The organism is Halorubrum trapanicum (assembly GCF_017873555.1).
GTDB lineage: Archaea > Halobacteriota > Halobacteria > Halobacteriales > Haloferacaceae > Halorubrum > Halorubrum trapanicum.
On sequence record NZ_JAGGKE010000012.1, the window covers coordinates 61,414 to 80,198 of the forward strand.

At 63.6% G+C, this 18,785-nt stretch carries 14 protein-coding genes; 1 reads left to right on the forward strand and 13 read right to left on the reverse strand.

Translation table 11 applies throughout. The features are described 5' to 3' along the window. Positions 1-262 precede the first annotated feature (262 nt). The 3 genes from J2744_RS12675 to J2744_RS12685 all read right to left on the reverse strand — a co-directional run bounded on the left by J2744_RS12675 (position 263) and on the right by J2744_RS12685 (position 5,843). Positions 263-1,075, reverse strand: coding sequence for an SDR family NAD(P)-dependent oxidoreductase (locus J2744_RS12675; RefSeq protein WP_210113713.1), 813 nt, complete (start codon positions 1,073-1,075; stop codon positions 263-265). Between the two features lie 63 nt (positions 1,076-1,138). After that, a complete protein-coding gene (gene dgoD, locus J2744_RS12680; RefSeq protein ID WP_210113714.1) occupies positions 1,139-2,293 on the reverse strand; it encodes a galactonate dehydratase in 1,155 nt (384 codons plus the stop codon). Positions 2,294-2,672: 379 nt separating this feature from the next. Then, complete coding sequence (locus J2744_RS12685; protein WP_210113715.1) at positions 2,673-5,843, reverse strand: glycoside hydrolase family 2 TIM barrel-domain containing protein; 3,171 nt, start codon at positions 5,841-5,843, stop codon at positions 2,673-2,675. 253 nt (positions 5,844-6,096) lie between these two features. Between J2744_RS12685 and J2744_RS12690 the strand changes: the two genes are divergently transcribed. Continuing rightward, positions 6,097-6,738: a bifunctional 4-hydroxy-2-oxoglutarate aldolase/2-dehydro-3-deoxy-phosphogluconate aldolase gene (locus tag J2744_RS12690; RefSeq protein ID WP_210113716.1), complete on the forward strand. Its 642-nt coding sequence runs from the start codon at positions 6,097-6,099 to the stop codon at positions 6,736-6,738. A 12-nt stretch (positions 6,739-6,750) separates the two neighbouring features. On the opposite strand, the gene J2744_RS12695 is transcribed toward J2744_RS12690, so the two are convergent. The 10 genes from J2744_RS12695 to J2744_RS12740 all read right to left on the reverse strand — a co-directional run bounded on the left by J2744_RS12695 (position 6,751) and on the right by J2744_RS12740 (position 18,784). Beyond that, positions 6,751-7,614: an SMP-30/gluconolactonase/LRE family protein gene (locus J2744_RS12695; protein ID WP_210113717.1), complete on the reverse strand. Its 864-nt coding sequence runs from the start codon at positions 7,612-7,614 to the stop codon at positions 6,751-6,753. Between the two features lie 178 nt (positions 7,615-7,792). Next, positions 7,793-8,059, reverse strand: a complete 267-nt coding sequence (locus J2744_RS15350) for an amidohydrolase family protein (protein ID WP_210113740.1) — start codon at positions 8,057-8,059, stop codon at positions 7,793-7,795. 997 nt (positions 8,060-9,056) lie between these two features. After that, positions 9,057-9,833, reverse strand: coding sequence for an IclR family transcriptional regulator (locus tag J2744_RS12705; protein ID WP_210113718.1), 777 nt, complete (start codon positions 9,831-9,833; stop codon positions 9,057-9,059). 71 nt (positions 9,834-9,904) lie between these two features. Then, positions 9,905-11,287 (reverse strand): MmgE/PrpD family protein, encoded by a 1,383-nt coding sequence (locus J2744_RS12710; protein WP_210113719.1) that lies wholly within the window; start codon positions 11,285-11,287, stop codon positions 9,905-9,907. Positions 11,288-11,360: 73 nt separating this feature from the next. Next, positions 11,361-12,689, reverse strand: coding sequence for an MmgE/PrpD family protein (locus J2744_RS12715; protein ID WP_210113720.1), 1,329 nt, complete (start codon positions 12,687-12,689; stop codon positions 11,361-11,363). Beyond that, entirely contained in the window at positions 12,679-13,758 is a 1,080-nt protein-coding gene (locus J2744_RS12720) for a branched-chain amino acid ABC transporter permease (protein WP_210113721.1), read from the reverse strand. The genes J2744_RS12715 and J2744_RS12720 overlap by 11 nt, the downstream gene beginning before the upstream one ends. Further along, the gene (locus tag J2744_RS12725) at positions 13,751-14,788 is read right to left on the reverse strand and encodes a branched-chain amino acid ABC transporter permease (protein ID WP_210113722.1); all 1,038 of its coding nucleotides are present in this window, start codon (positions 14,786-14,788) and stop codon (positions 13,751-13,753) included. Before J2744_RS12725 ends, J2744_RS12720 begins: the two co-directional genes overlap by 8 nt. Before the next feature lie 5 nt (positions 14,789-14,793). Further along, positions 14,794-16,101, reverse strand: a complete 1,308-nt coding sequence (locus tag J2744_RS12730) for a substrate-binding domain-containing protein (protein WP_210113723.1) — start codon at positions 16,099-16,101, stop codon at positions 14,794-14,796. 167 nt (positions 16,102-16,268) lie between these two features. After that, positions 16,269-17,933, reverse strand: coding sequence for an ATP-binding cassette domain-containing protein (locus tag J2744_RS12735; RefSeq protein WP_210113724.1), 1,665 nt, complete (start codon positions 17,931-17,933; stop codon positions 16,269-16,271). A gap of 77 nt (positions 17,934-18,010) precedes the next feature. Continuing rightward, the gene (locus J2744_RS12740) at positions 18,011-18,784 is read right to left on the reverse strand and encodes an SDR family NAD(P)-dependent oxidoreductase (protein WP_210113725.1); all 774 of its coding nucleotides are present in this window, start codon (positions 18,782-18,784) and stop codon (positions 18,011-18,013) included. Position 18,785: the final 1 nt, after the last annotated feature.

Sequence of the window (18,785 nt, forward strand, 5' to 3'; positions counted from 1 at the left end):
GTCGTCCGACGACCCGCCAGCGTCGTCCGACGATTCCCCGCCGGTATCGACGCTACACCCGGCCAATCCCGCTATCCCAGCGACCCCAAGCGCACTGAGAAACTCTCGTCGACGTTCCTCAGGCAGATCTATGTCTGACATGGTGGCTACGGTATAGCGGTCTGTGCCAATTGTTATTAATGTTCTGGATCATCCCACGCTGCTGAGACAGGAAAACGGGATGGTCTGATGGCAAGCGGTACATTTGACGGAGCCGGATCGATCACACGTCGCGTCGATAGTTGAGGTACAGATCGTCTTGCATCACCTGCGAGCGTCCTCCGTCGATAAGAATACTTTCGCCGGTGATGAAGCTCGCGTCGTCGCTCGCGAGGAACGCGGCCAGCCCGGCCACGTCAGATGGCTGACCGAGCCGACCAACCGGATGGATATCCTGCGTGTACTCGTAGTCGTCGCCCAATTCCTCTTTCGTGCGGTCGATCTCGATCCACCCAGGGTTGATCGTGTTCACCGTGATATCGTCCGGCCCGAGTTCCAGCGCCAGCGCGCGGGTCATCCCGTTGATCCCGGCCTTGACCGCGTTGTACGGGAACAGCCCCGGCATCGTGAGGAACGCGTGGTTCGAGGAGGTATTGAGGATCGTACCGCCCGCGGGCATGTGGTCGGCTACGTGTTTCGCGCACAGCCAGAACGCCCGGAAGTCGGTCTCGAGGACGAACTCCCAGTCGCCCATCGTCGCCTCGCGCGCGGTCGTCTCCGTCTGGACGCCCGCGTTGTTCACTAATACGTCGATCTTTCCGTACTCCGCGACGGCGTGATCGACGAGCGCCTCGATCTCCGCGGGCTCGCGCATGTCAGCCCGAATAAACGTCGCGTCGCCGCCCGTCGCCTCAATCTCGTCGACCACCCCCTGCCCGCTGTCGGCGGAGCGACCGGTCACCACGACGGATGCCCCCTCAGCGGCGAAGCGGCGGGCGACACCCTCGCCGATCCCGCGAGTCGATCCGGTAACGATGGCGACTGTGTTCGCGTGTCTGTTCGCGACGGCATTTTCGATCGGGTCGCTCGGTGACATACCTATTACTGCTGTTGCCCCGGTCAAATAATCACCGCCTGCGTGGACGTCCCGGTGGAATCCCTACCACTCGGCGACGCTCCCGTCGGCGTGTCGCCAGACGGGATTGTGCCAGTCCACATCCTTCTCGGCCTGCGCGCGCACATGCTCCTCGTCGATTTCGATCCCGAGCCCGGGTGCGTCGGGAATCTGGACGTAACCGCCCTCGTAGTCGAAGACCGAGGGGTCCGCGAGGTAGTCGAGCACGTCGCTCCCCTCGTTGTAGTGGATGTCGAGGCTCTGCTCTTGGATGAAGGCATTTGGTGAGGCGGCATCGACCTGTAGACACGACGCGAGCGCGATCGGTCCGAGCGGGCAGTGTGGGGCCATCGCCACGTCGTAGGCCTCGGCCATCGAGGCGATCTTCTTCACTTCGGTGATCCCGCCCGCGTGCGAGAGATCCGGCTGGATCACGTCGACGGCGCCGTCCTCGAAGACCTCCTTGAAGTCCCATCGCGAGTACATGCGCTCGCCGGTCGCGATCGGCGTCGTCGTGTGCTCGGCGATCTTCGGGAGTGCGTCGTTGTGTCCGGAGAGGACGGGCTCTTCAACGAACATCGGATCGTACGGTTCAAGCGCCTCGACGAGCCGCTTCGCCATCGGCTTGGAGACGCGTCCATGGAAGTCGACGCCGATGCCGACCTCGTCGCCGACAGCCTCTCGGACCTCTCGTAGTCGTGTCTCGGCGGCATCGATCGTGGCGGGGTCGTCGACCCGCTCGATCTCCTCGGTGGCGTTCATCTTCAGCGCCGTGAACCCGGATTCGACTTGCTTGCGGGCCTGTTCGGCCACGTCGGAAGGTCGGTCGCCACCGATCCACTGGTACACCCGGATCCGCTCTCGTGCCGGCCCACCGAGCAGTTCGTGGACGGGGAGGCCGATCTGTTTGCCCTTGATGTCCCAGAGTGCCTGATCGACCCCAGCGATAGCGCTCATTAGTACCGGGCCGCCGCGGTAGAACCCGCCGCGGTACATCGTCTGCCAGTGGTCCTCGATCCGACCGGCGTCCTCGCCGAGCAGGTACGTGTCGAACAGCTCCTCGACTGCGGTTCGCACCGTCTTCGAGCGCCCCTCGACGACCGGCTCCCCCCACCCGACCGTCCCGTCCGCGGTCTCGACGCGCAAGAAGAGCCACCGAGGTGGCACATCGAACAGCTCGTAGTCAACGATTTTGCTCATTTCTAACTTGGTGTATCCAGTCATCTCTGTTAATCATTTCGGGTACGGCTACGACAGGAGGGACGTGTATGCCGTGTCATCGACGAGAACTCGGCCCCCTTCAGCCCCATCTGTAGTGATTAATAAATATACTTATAGTGTATCCTTAGACACCCATTACAATAGTATTAATGTAATTCCCTGGGTTGGCCGTGTCTACTATTAGTGTATTTTTTTGGGAGCGAACACCGATTCAGGTCAGTTCACCGGACACTCAACGGATTCGCCGGGATGCCGATTCGGTACCTGTCGCTGAGGAACAGAACTGTCCAGTACGAGGCGATTCAGAATGAAATGGAACGAACGAAACGAACCAGGAAATCGTAAATAGCGAAACGGACTATCGGTCGGAACCGCGCACGATAGACGCCGGGTCAGCCTCAGCCTCGTGCGGTCGGATGGTGAATGATACCGAGACCGGCTCCGCAGAAATCCGGTGTTCACGAAGTGGTTTTACTGGCGTTCCGCCGACGCCGGCGACAGCGATATCGACGAACATGGTTGTCCGCTCGGCGGGAACGAGCTCCTGAATCCGCTTCGCGTCGGCGAGGTTCTCGTACGTGTCGAACCGCACGTTCAACGGAGTCTCACCGGCGATTGTGAGGCCGGTTTGTGATCCGGTGGTGCTTGCCCACCGCACATCAGTTTTGTTCCCGTTGTCCGATGGTAGCCGGTAGGGAACAAACTGATCATCGATGCGTCCCTCGTACCGGCCGACCTCGCAGCCGGTCTTTCGGTCCGGATACGTCTCGTGCGGGCCACGGCCGAACCACTCCACGTCGGTCATTGACGACGAGAGCTCAAGCTCGATTCCCAGTCGTGGGAGCCATGTCGACAGCTCTTCTGTGAGAGCAGGCGTGGGACGGGCGTCGACGCTCGCGTCGACGGTACCGTCTCGACTCACCTCGTACGCGAAATCGACCTCGAAAAGCGCATCTCTCTCGGGAGGTCGGAGCTCTGTCGAGCACGTGATTCGGACCCCCGACTCGTCGTCCCGTTCGACAATGTGGTCGGTTGCGACCTGACTGAGGGCGTGGAGTCCGAGTGAGCGCCACTCCCCCTCGTTGTCGTACCCCCACTCGGTGTCGCTGTCCATGTGACCCTCGTTGGCGATCGGCGCCCGAAACGCGCCGAAAACCGGACCATCAGACGCGACGGTCTCGCCGTCGAACTGAAGCTCGTCGAACCGCCCACGGCCGGTATCAAACCGATATCGGAACCGATCGCCAGAGAGAACGATTACATCGTCCGTCTCTTCGAGGGCGATCTGCTCGCCTGGGCTCACCTGAGCCCCATCTGCGGCGAACTCAGTTGTCTCCGTAGGTGGGACAGGAATCGAAAACTGGTCGAACCCAATCTCGTGCCCCGCAGGGGCCCAGTCCGTCTCTTCGGAGAGTCGGACCCGGAAGGTCAAATGACACTCGCGGTCTGAGGGAATCTCCGATAGATCGAAGGGAACAGTTACACCACGCGTCTGACCGGGCACCACATCGAGTTCCAGTACCCCCGACTGGATCTGCTCGCCGTCGACCGTCAGTTCCCAGGTCGTCTCGTACGCTGAGAGGTTCGTCGAGCTGTAGTAGTTCGAGACAGTGAACACGCCCTCTGCCAGAGCGACGTCATCGAACGCGAACGGCTGGTGAGTCTTTTTCACCTGCCGAAGCTCAGGCTGGAGAGTGAGATCGGAAAACGCGGTGCCATCGAGCAAGAAGGGGTCGTCATCGAACCACCACTCGCCCGGCGCCGCATCGGAGACCACGTGGCCCGCAAGCGTCTGATTGGTCCACTCCCAGATGAATCCTCCCTGTAGTCCGTCGATGGCGTTGACGAGGTCCCAGAACGCATCTTGGAGCCCGAGGCTGTTACACAGGGCGTGACCGTACTCGCCCATAATGAGGGGACGGTCCTCGACGGCGCTGTGTTGGGCGAGGGTGTGCGGAACGGCGTACCGCGGTCCCGAGATGTCGGCGAACGGTGCGGTTCCTGTCATGCTCTCGTGGAACTCCTCGTACGGCGCGTCGCCGGACCCCTGATGGTAGACGAACCGCGTGGGGTCTCCCTCGCGGGCGTACGACGCCATCTTCTCGTGGGGAACGCCTTGTCCGGCCTCATTGCTGGTGCTCCAGGCGAAGATCGAGGCGAAGTTCTTGTGGTGATCGACCATCTGTTCGAATCGCCGGAGGAACGAGGTCTCGAACGCCGGCCGCTCGTTGACGAAGTTCATGTTGAAGTGGGTCTCGATGTTTGCCTCGTCGATGACGTAGAAACCCAGTTCATCCGCGAGCTCGTACACCGCCAAGTCGTTCGGGTAGTGAGCCGTCCGGATCGCGTTGACGTTGTGCTGTTTCAACAGCGTTAGCTCCTCACGAACGCGCTCGAACGACACGGTTCGTCCAGTCTCCGGATCGTGTTCGTGACGATTTATCCCCCGGACGGTGATCGGATCACCGTTGATCAGAACCTGTCCATCCTCGATTGTAAACTCTCGGAAGCCGACGCGATCGGGTACCACCTCGACGACGCTCCCGTCCGGGTTCCGGATTTCTAACACGAGATCGTATAGAGCCGGCTGCTCTGCCGACCACGGCGTCGGCGACGGGACCGTCGTCCGGATGCTCGCGTCCCCTTCTTCCGCGCCGAGCGTGGCCTCAGCGGTCGCCAGTTCGGTCTCGCCGTCGAACATCCGTCCGATGACGCGCCACCCGTCCGTGTCTCCACCGACCACCTCCGCGTCGACGGTGAGTGTCGCGTCACCGCTCGGATGGAGTTCGGTCTGAACATCGTAGTCCCGGAGGAACACAGACGGCTTCGAGTAGACGTAGACGCTACGGAAGATACCGCTGAATCGAACCATATCCTGCGTTTCCAAGTAGCTCCCGTCGGAGAACCGAAACACCTGTACGGTGAGCGTGTGGGACTCGCCCGGATCGAGGATCTCGGTGAGGTCGAACTCCGAAGGAGTCATCGACCCTTGATCGTATCCGACGTACTCGCCGTCGACCCAGACAAAGAACGCGGACTTGACCCCCTCGAAGTGGAGGAAGGTGTGGCGGTCACCATCCCACTCCGCCGGCACCTCAATATTCCGTTGGTACGTCCCTACCGGATTGAATGTCTCCGGAACTCGAGGTGGCTCTGGCATGGATTCCACTTCCGGAATCTGCTCCCACGTCAGTGCAATGTTGCGGTAGATCGGGCGATCGTACCCGGATAACTGCCACACTCCCGGTACCGAGATCTCGTCCCACTCGATATCACCACCGAGCCTATCTGGAAGATCAGACGGCTTTTCGGCCCAAGCGAACGACCAGTCGCCGTTGAGGAGCCGGAAGTACTTCGAAGACGCCCACCGCGTTTCGGGCTCTGTCAGCCGCGCGGCGGCGTCTCTGGCTGATGCTGTTGACTCGTACGAGACTGACGGGACGTGTGTCGGCTCAACGCCTTCTTCAATCCTCGCTGGATTTTCGATATAGTCGTCTAGTCCCGCCAGTTGGGCTGGCTCTCGTGACACGGGTCTTCACCCAATCTATTTGGGCATGATATAAAAAATAACGTGACCCTCTTCACCGAGCCCGTCTCGTGGTCATCACGCCCCTCCCCTCGGTCGCGTGTCTTTCACCCGATAACCGAAGACGAAGTCGCAGCCGTTACAGGCGAAGACGGAAGGGAGATCGACCGCTAACAACGAGAATTGCTATTCACGGAGCGAGAAATGTCGAACATGAGTCGTCCCATTTATCACGACGCCCATCCCGAATGTCTGTATGTACTCACAACGGTTCGATCAGATCCGCGAAGGCGGCGTCGTCGCGATTCTCCGTGGTGTGGACTCCGAATCTGCGATCCACGTGGCGGATGCCGTGGTCGATGGCGGCGTCACAGCGCTTGAAGTGACTGCGGACACGTCGAATGTCACAGAAACGATCGACGCGCTCTCCGACCGGTACGACGGTGTGATCGTTGGTGCCGGAACGGTTCTGGACGCCGAAACCGCCCGGGCGGTACAGCTCGCAGGCGCCGAGTTCCTCGTCACGCCAACCGTTGACGGGGGCGTCATTGAGACCGGGAACCGCTACGGAACGCCAGTCGCGACCGGCGCGTTCACCCCGACCGAGGCGGTAACCGCCTACGAATCCGGCGCCGACTTCGTGAAAGTGTTTCCGGCTAAAACGGGGGGACCCGCCCACGTTGCGGCCCTTGGTGGCCCGCTCCCGCAGATCCCGCTCGTTCCGACCGGGGGAGTTGGCCCTGAGAATGCCAGCGAATACATCGAGGCAGGGGCCACGGCGGTCGGCGTCGGCAGCGCGATCGTCGACGACAACGCCGTCGCGAACGAGGAGTATGAGACCATCACCGAGAACGCGCGCCGAACGGTCGACGCGGTCGCGACAGCCAGAGACAGATAGTCCGCCGACCAATCAGGCGATCCGGGACCGGAAGTCGGAGACTCCTGCGGTATCGAGGTCAGTAACACGGAAGACAGAACCCGCGCCGTCACCCTCTGTCGACCGGTCTCCACCCGTGAGTGCCGTCGTCACGTAAAGCGTCTCGTACCCCGCCCCGCCGAACGTGACCGAGGAGACCTTCCGTGCCGGAAATTCGATCTCGGACACCGGTTCTCCCGTCGGCGCATACCGAACGACTCGTCCCCCATTCCATCGGGCTGACCACACGTGATCGTTAGCGTCAACGGTCATGCCATCAGGGACACCGCCATCTGTCGGGGTTTCGCAAAACGTACGCTGGTCTGTGAGTTCGCCGGTCTCGGGAGCGTAATCGAACGCGTAAACCTGGCGAGCTTCGGACTCCGTGACGTAGAAAGTCTTCCCGTCATTAGCGAATCCCATCCCATTCGGGATATTTAGATCCTCGAGGACGGTGGTGACGCTTCCATCCGGGTCAATCCGGTAGAGATTGCCGAGCGACTCTGCTCCGGGCATAGTTCCGCAGAAAACCCGTCCCCCCGGATCGGATATTACGTCATTGAATCTCGTCTGGGAGTCAACTTCGAGTATGACGGACCAGGTACCACGATCCGGTTTGAATCGTTCAACGGATCGGTGAGTAAATAGAAGCAGGTCTCCGTTGTCTTCAAGCGTGAAGCCGCCTATCGGACCAGATTCAGCCTCGTAGGCGATACTGTGTTCGCCTGTTTTGGGATCATACTGCCAGAGGCGACCCGCTGGGATATCCACCCAGTACAGCTGTTGTCGGTCAGGATGCCATAGTGGACCTTCACCAGTATGGTTGTACGTATCCGCGATTTGTTCAGGGCGAGCCATATCTGATCACCTTGTTACCAGCACTTTAACATAGTGTTCAGCGGCGCCGTTGAAATTCGATTTTACAGACGGGTCTCAGTCTGAAACGACTCAACCCTTATGATAGTAGGGTCGCGTTAACTCGTGGGTTTCCGCCTTGAGTTGCTATGGTTTTCGACGAAGGGGTGAGAGGGCTTAGCTACGCCGGATCTCCGTACGAGATGTCGCCGTCGACGACCGTGATCTCGACATCGATATCCGCCATCGACTCCGGCTCCGCGAACGGGTCCGCGTCAAGCACGACCGCATCAGCAAGCTTGCCGGGTTCGAGTGTTCCCTTGTCGTCTTCGGTGAACTCCGCGTACGCCGCGTCCCGCGTGTACGCCGCGATCGCCTCGCCGACAGAGAGGCGCTGGGCGTCGTGTGGCGCGCTGACCGCGTGGTGGATCCCGTGGAGCGGTCCGATTCAGTGTCGCCGACGGCGATGACGCGACCGTCACGATCAACTCGGAGCCGGGGCTGGCCGCTGTCGTCTTCAACGAGAGCGAGGTACTCCACCGCGAACCGCTCACCCAGAACAGGTAGGGGAGTGTCTTGACCTCCTCCCACCGCTAAGGCTGCCGCGATCTCGTCGTTGAGTCGGGCAACCGACCAAGGCGATTCGTCAATCTCCGCGTGTCTACCTCCGGTATCATCGTCGACGGCCATTCACCCCGGCCTGTGAGCGCTGCCGCGCATTTGTGTTGCGTGCGATCGCGGTTTCGTTGGGCTGGAGCGACGTTCATTTGATATATCTGGTTATATACTGTATCCTATACCTATGTTTATTTTGATATAATATACAATACCGAATCGACACAGATTTCGATGTGGGATGGTGGTCCACACGGGGCGTTCATTCAGAACCATCATTTCGTCGATAGGAAATCCCGTATTGTCGGGAGCGAGGTCCTTCTATCATTCAATATGAGACGCGTGAAGGTTGTTGTGACCGTCTGTAAGGACCATCCTCTGTCGATACAGGTGGCCCTCAGAGTTGGAGTCGGACACGTTAACCAAGGCCCCACACGGGTTGACATTCCCCCGTCTTGAAGGGCAGAGTTTTAGCTTTGTAACTTCTATAGGGGTAAAACCGTGACGCGATCGAAATAATCACCGGATATGATCGGCGTTCGATCGTCTTACGCTCGCTCGCGGGGGTGTTCGATCTCGGAGGATCAATATATAACAGAATACTTATATATAATCTATGTTGATGTTTATTCGAATTTCGTGTAGTCACCGTGCTCATCGCTCGTCGACAATTCTCCGGGTCCCAGAAGCGGATCGGCGTCAGATGGCCAAGGAATTACACTCATACTACTGTAATGGTAATTTTGACCGCCGTGAGTGTTACCGAGGAGTATTCGATGCTATGCGCGGCCGGACACAACGATGAACGATAGTTCGGTAGAGCAAAACGCCTACGAGTACGTCGCGCGGATACCGATGATCTGGGCGGATTGCGCGACCATCTCGGGGACCTCCTCGTGGTACCACGTCCCGTTCATCCGAGTTGTCGGCCCTGAGACGCTGATAGCGCCGAGGACATGTCCGTCGTCCGCTGACAGTATCGGCGCACCGACCGCCCGCATGCCGACTGTCCGCTCTTCATCGTTGAACGCGTATCCGCGCTCAGCGATCTCGTCGAGTTCGGTCCGCAGCGCCTCTGCGTCCGTGAGCGTTTGTGGCGTCTGCTCGTCGAACGCCAGTCGATCGAGCACTGTGTCGAGCCGGCCGTCCGGGAGGTGAGCGAGGTACGCTTTCCCGACAGCGGTCGCGTGGAGGTCGACGACGGTCCCGATGTGCGAGTCCGTCCGCACCGCCTGATCCGCTAGCGACTGGTAGACGTAGATCCCGACACCGTCCTCCTCGACCATCACCTGCGCGCGCTCGCCGACCGCCTCGACTAAACTGTCCGTTTCGGGCTTGGCGACGTGGTACAGATCGTGATGCTGGCGCGCCCGATCACCGAGCCCCAGGAACTGTAGCCCGAGCCGATACTCGTCGCCGTCCTGAACGACGTATCCCAGCTTCCGAAGGGTCTGGAGGTGGTTGTGGACCGTGCTCTTCGAGATCGACAGCGAGTCTGCCAACTCCGAGACGCCGCATCCCTCCTGATCGCCGAGTCGTTCGAGGATACGGAACGAGCGTTCTGTCGCACCGACCGACGCCGCGTTTGGTGTGTTGTCGCGTGCCATACTTGATGTAACGTGCGCTCAAGTGAAATATCTACCGTGTGTGTTCGGTCTGACAAAACGATTGTTCTGTATTACGGACGAAGTGCGGCGACCGTCTCTCGGATCGGACGCTCTGCGACCGTGTCCAGGGCGTCGAGCGCTTCGTCTACGCGAGCGGTATCTTTCTGATCGCCGGAGAGCCCGTGCGCCAGCAGCACGCGGTTTCGCTCACGATACTCGGCGTCGGGCATGGGGTCGCGGTAGTCGCCGCGGGGGTAGTCTCGCGACCCCGTCAGGGTCGTCCCGTTGCGGAGTTCGACGGCGACGCGCGCTCCCCACGACTCGGGGAACTCCGCCTCGTATCCCTCGTCCTCTCGGAGCTCGACGCGCGCGGCGACGGACCGGACCGTCTCGTCTGCCAGCGCCTCGGGAGTGAAGCCCTCGAGGTCGACGCTCCCGCGACAGAGGTACGTCGCCAGCACGTACGGCGCGGAAAACTTCCCCGCAGTCATCGTCTCCGGTTCGGGATGAGACATGTCGGTCGCGTTTGCGAACGTCCGGACCGTGACAGACTCCACGCTGCTCGGATCGACCGACTCCACGTCGATCGCCTCGCGCAGCGCGTCGAGCGGTGGGTGGGTGTACCGACAGGATGGGTACGGCTTGACGTAGTGCTCTGCGATCGCCCACTCTGTTCCGAGCGTCTCGAACTGGCTGGCGAACCCGTCCGGCAGCAGTTCCTCGAAGGGGTCGTACACCGCCTCGATCGCCGCGCGCGAGCCCTCCAGCCCCGCGATCGCGGTCAGCGCCGCAGTCACGCCGGCCTGCGCCGAGAAGCCGGCGGTGAAGTTCCGCGCGGGTGCGCCCTCGGCGTACGGGTCGTGCATCGATATCACTGCGAGGTTCGCGGCGATTCGGAACGTCTCCGTGAGCTCCTCGGCGGTTGCGTCCAGACAGATGGCGCTCGTCACCGCCGGCCCCACGGTCGTCCACGTCGAGTGCGGGTTCCGGACGAGCCACGGGATCGCGTCGTTCATCTGGTCTTTCATCGCGAAGATCGCCCGCTCCAGTCGGACGCAGATCTCGTATGCCCGCGTACAGGCGTCGACGAACGTCTCGCCGTCCACGTCGTTCGCCTCCGCGGCGGCGAGCCCGCCGGCGACGATCCCGGCGCCGACGTGGCCCCCCGTGTTGTGTCCCTCCTCTACCTCCTGTGCGATGGCGGCCGCCGCGTTGGTCATAGCGGCCTGCGGCGGTGCGGCCCGCCGGTCGGTCCCGAGTATCGACGCCTCGTCGCCGGAGAATACCGCATCCCTCGCGACGCCAGCGACCCCGAGCGCCGCCGATCCGGCGACGGCGGCCGCCAGCACGTCGGCGACCACCGCCCGCCCGTGCTCGCGGGCCGAGTCGTCGACAGACGACGCGAGGAACTCGGCTACTGCTCGCTCCCACTCTCGACTGTGTCGTGTTGACATAGTTGAGAGACGCGCGTCGCGGGCAAAAGCGTATGGGCCGGAGACGGCGGCGTGGGCAGAAATCTATGAGAGGTCAGCGCCGCGCGAGCGTACAGAGGACGCGCGGCGGCTCCGGTGTCTTGGCGCCCTCCCAAAGCGTGGCTGCCCGGTCCTCGCCGATTACGGGCGCGACCAGCTCCCGGAACTTCGATTCGAGCCGCCCCTCGTCGAACGGGTCGTGTTCACCACCCCGGGGCGCGACGACCTCCCGCGAGAAGCGCTCGTCCGCCGTCTCGACGGTCACCCGCGCCCCCCGCTGCTCGGGAGCTCGGGCCGCTATCTCGTCGTCGACGGCGACCGTGACGCGCTCGGCGAGCGCGATCGCTTCCGGCGTGATCGCCTCGTCCGCGAACGCGGTTGGCCCGGTGTCGCCACGTAGCAGCGCCGTCGCGACCGCGAAGGGGATCGAGAACTTCGCCTGTAGCTGGTTCCGCGGCCGGGACTCTGTCAACCGCGCGGCCGCCGGGTACGTCCCGACGCGCACCGACTCCACAGTTGCCGGATCTATCCCGTCCGGAAGCGCCGCGATGGCGTCCAGCGTCGGATGGGTGTACCGACACGCGGCGTGGATCTTGAAGTACCCGTGCTCCAGCTCCCAGCGCTCGTTGAGCCCAGCTGAGAGGGCTGCCTCGTCGATCCCATCGGCGGCGGCGTGTTCGAGATGTCGCGCGACACCGTTCTCCAAGCCGCCGAACCCCGCCTCCGCCTGATCGACGGCGACCAGTGCCGCGAGGTTTCCCATGCCGGCGTAGGCGTTCCGCACCGTCGCGCCCTCAATCGCCGCCTCGAACCGGGTGTGTTGCGCGTAGTTCGCCGCGATGGCCATGGCCGACCGCGTCGTCTCTGGGCCGAGCCCGCGCGAGCGAGCCACGGCGGCCGCGCCGCCGACCGCGCCCCACAAGCCGTGCGGGTGGTACCCCGATCGGAGTGTTCCGAGCGCGCGGGCGGTTCGGACGGCCACCTCGTAGCCCGCGACGAACGAGCGCACGAACGCGTCACTGTCGCCGTACCCAATCTCGGCGTCGGCCAACAACGCGGGCAACACGTGGATCGCGGGATGGCCGGCGGCGAACCGATGCCCCTCGTCGAGTTCGAGTACGGTCCCCGCCGTGCCGTTACACAGCGCCGCCAGCGGCGGGTTCGTCTCGCCGCCATCAGCGCCGAGCACCGTCGCCCCGCCCGAGGCACCGTTGGTCCAGCGCCGCGCGAGCGAACTGACCGCGTCGTCGGTCGATCCCGCGACGATCGCACCGAGCGTGTCGGCAACGGTGAGCCCCGCCCGATCGTGGACCCGATCGGGGATCGCTCCCGTCTCCAACTCCGCGGCGAACGTCGCGAGATCGCGTTCGTGTTCAGGTGCCATCGTCGTCCAACAGGTCGGTGCGCACCCGGAGCAGTTCGACGAACCTGGACGGCCACGAGACGACGCCCTTCGGACTGTACAATACGATCGCGATGAGGATGACTCCGTAGATGGCGTTGTTCAGTCCGGGGACGGAGAAGGACTGTCGAACGAACTCGCCAACGGGTATGATGACGAACGCCCCCACGATCGGGCCGAGAACGGTGCCGATCCCGCCGACGATCGCCGGCAGAAGGATCTCGACGTTAACGAGCAGCTCGAACACCGTCGTCGGACGGATCGTGTTGAAGTACATCGCCCAGAACGCTCCGGGCCACGCCGTGAAGAAGGCGCTCACGGCGACGGCCAACAGCTTGTACCGATAGGTCGGGACGCCGATGGCGGCTGCGGCCTGCTCCCGCTCGCGGATCGCGAACAGGTAGTACCCGAGCTGGGACCGGTTGATCGCGAGCGAGACGACGGTGACGACCGTCAGGAACCCGAGGATGAGGTAGTAGTACGGCAGGTCGCCGGTGAACTGAAACGCGGCCAGTCCCGGCCCGTCGGCGTACTCGCGCGCGAGCGGCCTGAAGAACCCGCTGGCACCGCCGAGCTGCGGAACGTTCGTGAACACGTACCGCAACAGCTCCGCGAACGCCAGCGTCGCCAGCGCGAAGTAGTGGCCCTCCAGGTCGTAGCGGAAGGTCAACGCGCCGATCAGCAGGCCGTAGATTGCCGCGAGGACGCTGCCGAGCAGCATCCCGATCCACGGGGAGATGCCGACAGTTCCGGTCAGGATAATCGTCGTATACGCGCCGAGTCCGAAGAACGCGGCGTGTCCGAACGAGAACTGTCCGGTGTATCCCGACATGATGTTCCACGCCTGGGCGGTCGTCGCCCAGATGAGTGTGACGATGAGCATGTTCAGGCTGAGCCACCCCAGCGGGGCGACCCCGAACAGTGCGAGCCGTCGGAGGAACGGTATCGCTGCGAGCACGACGAGACTTGCCGCGACCAGTACGGGAAGCGCGTACCACTGGTCCCGGAAGGCGCCGTATCGCTCGACGGCCCGCGAGAGCGCGTTACTCATCGGTGCTCCCTCCGAGCAGTCCCTCCGGTTTCACGAGCAACACGAGGATGAACGCTGAGAAGATCACGATCTGGTACGTGGAGCCGCCCAGGTACGCCGAGCCGAACACCTGGATGAAGCCGATAATGAGTCCGCCGACGAACGCGCCAGGAAAGGAGCCGAGCCCGCCCAGCACGACCACGACGAACGCGTTTATCAGGTACTGGTCGCCGAGCGCCGGCGTGAACGACTGGAACAGCGGGATGACAGCTCCTGCGAGGCCCGCCAGCGCGGCGCCGATCCCGAAGGTGAGCGCGTCGATCCGGGGCACGTCGATCCCGACGTACTGCGCGCCGTCGCGGTTGTCGGCGGTCCCGCGGATCGCCCGGCCGAGCATCGTCCGCTGGAGGAACAACCACGTTCCGGCCAGCGCGACGAGCGCGATACCGAGCGCGTACAGCTGTCCTTGGGGGACGAACACGCCGGCGATCTCGAGAGAGCCGAGATTGAGCCCGAGCTGTTGCGGGTCGGAGCCGAAAATCATCTCGATGCCGCTGACGAGAATCAACAAGACTCCGAAGGTGACGATGAGCTGGTTCTCCTGTGGCGCGTCGATGATCGGCGCGATCGTCGACCGATAGACGATGATGCCGAGGACGAACAGCAACAGGACGGCGAACGGGACGGCGAAAAACGGCGAGAGGCCCGTGGCGTCGGAGAAGACGAGCACCGTGTACATCGCAACCACCATCAGCGCCCCGTGCGCGAAGTTGATGACGTCCATCACGCCGAAGATCATCGTCAGCCCGAGCGCAACGAGTCCGTAGATCCCGCCAAGCAGCACCGCGAACACGAAATACTGGGCGAAGATCGTCGGCGACGGAAGCGAGATACCGAGCACGGCCTGTATCCCAAGCGCGTCGACTGCGGTGGCGAGACTGGGGAGACCCCCGAACGCCTCGGCGGCGCTGGCGGGGACGTCGGGCGGGCCGGGGAGCGCGACGATACCCACGTCTCGACAGCAGGCATCAGGAAGAGACAAGGAGAGCATGTGAGTCAGAACTGTACGTCGGTCTCGGCAAACTCCTCGGGTGCGACGACGCGGTCCTCGAGATCCTGAATCTGGAACAGCGGCGCGAGCGCGTTCTCGTTCTCACCGTTGTCAGCGAAGGAGATCGGCGGCATCGCCGCGATGTGATCCTCGACAGTGATCGATCCGAGCGCGTCGTTAATATCCTCGGGGTCGGCTGAACCGGCCTCCTCGATCGCCGCGATGATGACCTCGGTGGACGCGTACGTCATCGCGACGTTCGCGTCGAACCCGGAGTCGAACTCCGATTCGAAGCGTGAGCGGACCTCCGCGGCGCGGTCGGACGTGGGGTCGAGCGCGAAGTTGGTCGCGAATCCGCCCTCGACGGTGTCGCCCATCTCCTCGAGCGCACTGATGTCGTTCATCGCAGCGTTTGAACAGCCAGTCAGGTAGTCGGGGCGGTAGTCCTGGTTGTCCATCGCGTTCACGAGCTCGATCGTACCCGACCGGTAGGTGGTCGCAATGACGGCGTCGGGGTCCGCGTCCCGGAGCGTCGTGACCTGCGTGTCAGCGGTGTCGCCCGACTCGTAGGCGGTCTCAGCGACGATCTCAATGTCGTTCGCCGGGAGCTCTTCCCGGAGCGCGTCCCGGATAGACTGACCGAAGCTGATGTCGATGTAGAACAGTCCCGCGGTCTCGATCTCCTCGCCGGCGTTCCGTATGGTGTCAGCGAGGAGCCGCGCGTGGTCGATCGCCATCTGGTCCGCCGGCGGCTGCGGCCGGTATGCGTAGTTGAGCTGCGTCTCCCGGAGGATCGAGTTGGCCACGGACACCGAGATAACGAACGGCACGCCCGCGTTCTCCGACGTCCGGGTCGCGGCGCTCGTCACCGGCGAGGAGTAGCAGCCGGTCAGCACGCTCGCGCCGTCGTCGATGAGCTCCTGTGCGACCTCGCCGCCGAGCTCCTGTGCGCCCTCGTTGTCCCCACTGATGACGCTGAGTTCCGCGCCGTCGAGCGACTCGATCCCGCCCGACTCGTTCTTCATCATCGCGGCCAGCCGGACAGCCTCGTCCATCCGCTCGCCAGTATTGCTGAGCCCCCCGCTCAGCGGGTGGTTCGAACCGATTATCACCTCCTCGGGTGCGTCGCCGCCGTCGCCACCGTCGCCGCCGTCGCCGCCGTCACTGCCGTCACTGCCGTCGCCACCGTCACTGCCGTCGCCACCGTCGCCGCCGTTGCTACTACAGCCGGCTAAGCCCACGGTGACTCCAGCCGCACCGCTGTATTTGACAAACGACCGTCTACTGACACCGTCTACGGGATTCTTTCCCATACACTTCCCGTGTGTGACGAGTACACATGTAGTTTGGTACGGAGGAACGCGATATCAGCTACGGAATTCGGTGAACGATCGGAGTAGGTAGCGAAGGGAGGTGTCGCGATGAGCGGTCTGCGCGGCGGGCGAGGGGTGCCGATCGGCGTGGAGCGCGGGTCGATGCTTCAGTCGAGCCCGAGGTACAGCTCGACGAGATCGTCCTCGTCCGTCAGGTCGCCTGGAGTGCCCTCGAACTGGAGCTGGCCCTGCGCAAGGATATAGACGTAATCGGCGATCCGAAGCGCCTCGCGGACGTTCTGCTCGATAAGGATCACCTGCGCGCCGCTTTCGACGAGCCGCCGCGTCATCTCGAACACCTGATCGATGAGGGAGGGGGCCAGACCGCTCGACGGTTCGTCGAGGAGGTACACCTCCGCACCGGTCATCATCGCGCGACCGTAGCTGAGCATCATCTGCTGGCCGCCCGACAGCGACTGCCCTCGCTCGTCCAGTTTGCCTTCGAGTTCCGGGAACGACGTCAACACCTCGTCGAAGCGCTCCTCGCGGACCGTCCCGTCGTCGACCGTGTACCCGCCGAGGAGGAGGTTCTCACGGACGGTGAGATCGCCGAAGATCCCGCCGTCTTGCGGGAGCATCGTGACGCCGCGATCGACGTTCTCGGCCGGTCTATTGTCGGTTACGTCGACGCCGCGGTGAGTGATCGTCCCCTCCCACGCGGGGACGACTCCGGCGAGCGTCTTTAGCAGCGTTGATTTGCCGGAGCCGTTCGGCCCGAAGACGCAGGTCACGCCGTCTCGGCTCTCCACCGAAACGCCGTCGACCACTGTGTGGTTTCCGTAGCCACTGACGAGGTCCTCGCCGACGAGCCAGGGGTCCCCGTCGGACTCGGTGCCGATCCCGGAGAGGGCGGACGCGGTGCTCGCCGCGGCCGAGGCTGCCTCGCTCGTACCGCCGGCGGGAACCGCGTCCGCGCTGCCGGTCGACCCGGGATCGGTCCCGGCGTCAGGAGTCGCTCCGGGGTCGGGGGATTCGGCTTCCTCGGCGGCGGACGCGTTCGCCCCCTCCCCGATGAGCGTCTCCAGCGACGCGTCGTGCTCGGCTGCGTTGCCGAGATAGGCGTCGCGAACGCGCTCGTCGTTCGTCACCGACTCGAAGTCGCCCTCGACGATGACCTGCCCCTGATTGAAGACGGTCACGCGGTCGCACACGTCCGCGATGACGCGCATGTCGTGTTCGATGATCACGAACGTCGTGCCGCGGTCGTTGAGCGTCTGTAGGTGGTCGAGCAGACGGTTCCGGAGCGAGGGGTTGACCCCTGCGGTGGGCTCGTCGAGCATCACGCAGGCCGGTTCGAGCATCAGGATCCGGCCGAGTTCGAGCAGTTTCTCCTGCCCGCCCGAGATCCCGCCCGCCTCCTGATCTGCGACGTGGTCGATTTCGAGCAGTTCGAGCAGTTCGTCGGCGCGGACGCGCTTCTCCTCCGGAATCCGCACGCTGGATCGGAGCCCACCGGTGAACACGGCGAGCATATTCTCTTTGACCGTGAGGTCTTCGAACGGCGACGGGATCTGGAAGGTCCGCGCGAGTCCGCGGCGAGCGATTTCGTCGGGCTTCCACCCCGTCACGTCCTCTCCGTCGAACCGGACGGTACCTCCGTCGGGCCGGTAGCAGCCGGTGACGGTGTTGAAAAACGTCGACTTCCCGGAGCCGTTCGGTCCCATGATCCCGTGTATCGTGTCCTCCTCGACGGTCACGGAGAGCCTGTCGTTTGCGATGAGGGAGCCGAACCGTTTCGTCAGCCCCTCGGTCTCTAAGATCGGGCGAGTCACACCTGAAGGTCACTGTACGTGCGAATAAACGTTTTCCTGCCTGTCAGTGACACGCGTGGTCTCGCCTGGTGGGGACCTCACTCCACCGTCGCCCGGCCACCGTCGACGAGAACCGTTTCTCCCGTGACGAAGGAGGCGTCGTCGCTCGCGAGGAAGCTGACGACACTCGCGACCTCTTCGGGGTCCCCGAGCCGTTTGAGGGCCGCACGCTCTCGGAACCGCTCGCGCGCCGCGTCGTCCTCGGCGTACGGCTCGGTCATCGGCGTCTCGATGAACCCGGGCGCGACGGCGTTGGCCCTGACTCCGTCCTCGCCCAACTCGGCGGCGAGCGCGCGCGTCAATCCCTCGACCCCGGCCTTCGTCGAGACGTACCCGGCGCGTTCGGCCGCACCGATCTGCCCGTAGATCGACGAGACGTTGACGACCGCGCCGCCGGTCGTTCGGAGATGCGGCGCGGCTTCCCGGGCGATCCGGAACGGCGCGGTGAGGTTGACCGCCACCGAGCGCTCCCACGGCTCGCCGTCGTGTGTCGCGAGGGGTTCGCGCGCGACGATTCCGGCCACGTTGACGACGGTGTCGACGCGGCCGGTGTCGGCCGCGCGCTCGACCAACGCTTCGACGGCGGCCGGGTCGGTCACGTCAGCGGTCACCGATTCGAACGCACCGGGGAGGCCCGCGCAGGTCGCGGCGGTCTCCGACTGGTCGAGCCGGTCGCCGCCGACCACCGTCGCGCCGCGCTCGGCGAAGCGAACCGCACAGGCGCGGCCGATCCCCCGGGCAGCCCCGGTGACCAGCACGGTCTCACCGGCGAACGTCGGCTCCGGTTCCGTTCTCTCGTCTGTCGGCTCCATC

Bases quoted from the DNA above. Each gene is read 5' to 3' on its own strand.
- J2744_RS12730 (WP_210113723.1), bottom strand. From the start codon at position 16,101: ATGGGAAAGAATCCCGTAGACGGTGTCAGTAGACGGTCGTTTGTCAAA.
- J2744_RS12740 (WP_210113725.1), bottom strand. From the start codon at position 18,784: ATGGAGCCGACAGACGAGAGAACGGAACCGGAGCCGACGTTCGCCGGT.
- dgoD (WP_210113714.1), bottom strand. From the start codon at position 2,293: ATGAGCAAAATCGTTGACTACGAGCTGTTCGATGTGCCACCTCGGTGG.
- J2744_RS12695 (WP_210113717.1), bottom strand. From the start codon at position 7,614: ATGGCTCGCCCTGAACAAATCGCGGATACGTACAACCATACTGGTGAA.
- J2744_RS12725 (WP_210113722.1), bottom strand. From the start codon at position 14,788: ATGCTCTCCTTGTCTCTTCCTGATGCCTGCTGTCGAGACGTGGGTATC.
- J2744_RS12710 (WP_210113719.1), bottom strand. From the start codon at position 11,287: ATGTCAACACGACACAGTCGAGAGTGGGAGCGAGCAGTAGCCGAGTTC.
- J2744_RS12675 (WP_210113713.1), bottom strand. From the start codon at position 1,075: ATGTCACCGAGCGACCCGATCGAAAATGCCGTCGCGAACAGACACGCG.
- J2744_RS12720 (WP_210113721.1), bottom strand. From the start codon at position 13,758: ATGAGTAACGCGCTCTCGCGGGCCGTCGAGCGATACGGCGCCTTCCGG.
- J2744_RS12715 (WP_210113720.1), bottom strand. From the start codon at position 12,689: ATGGCACCTGAACACGAACGCGATCTCGCGACGTTCGCCGCGGAGTTG.
- J2744_RS12690 (WP_210113716.1), top strand. From the start codon at position 6,097: ATGTACTCACAACGGTTCGATCAGATCCGCGAAGGCGGCGTCGTCGCG.
- J2744_RS12705 (WP_210113718.1), bottom strand. From the start codon at position 9,833: ATGGCACGCGACAACACACCAAACGCGGCGTCGGTCGGTGCGACAGAA.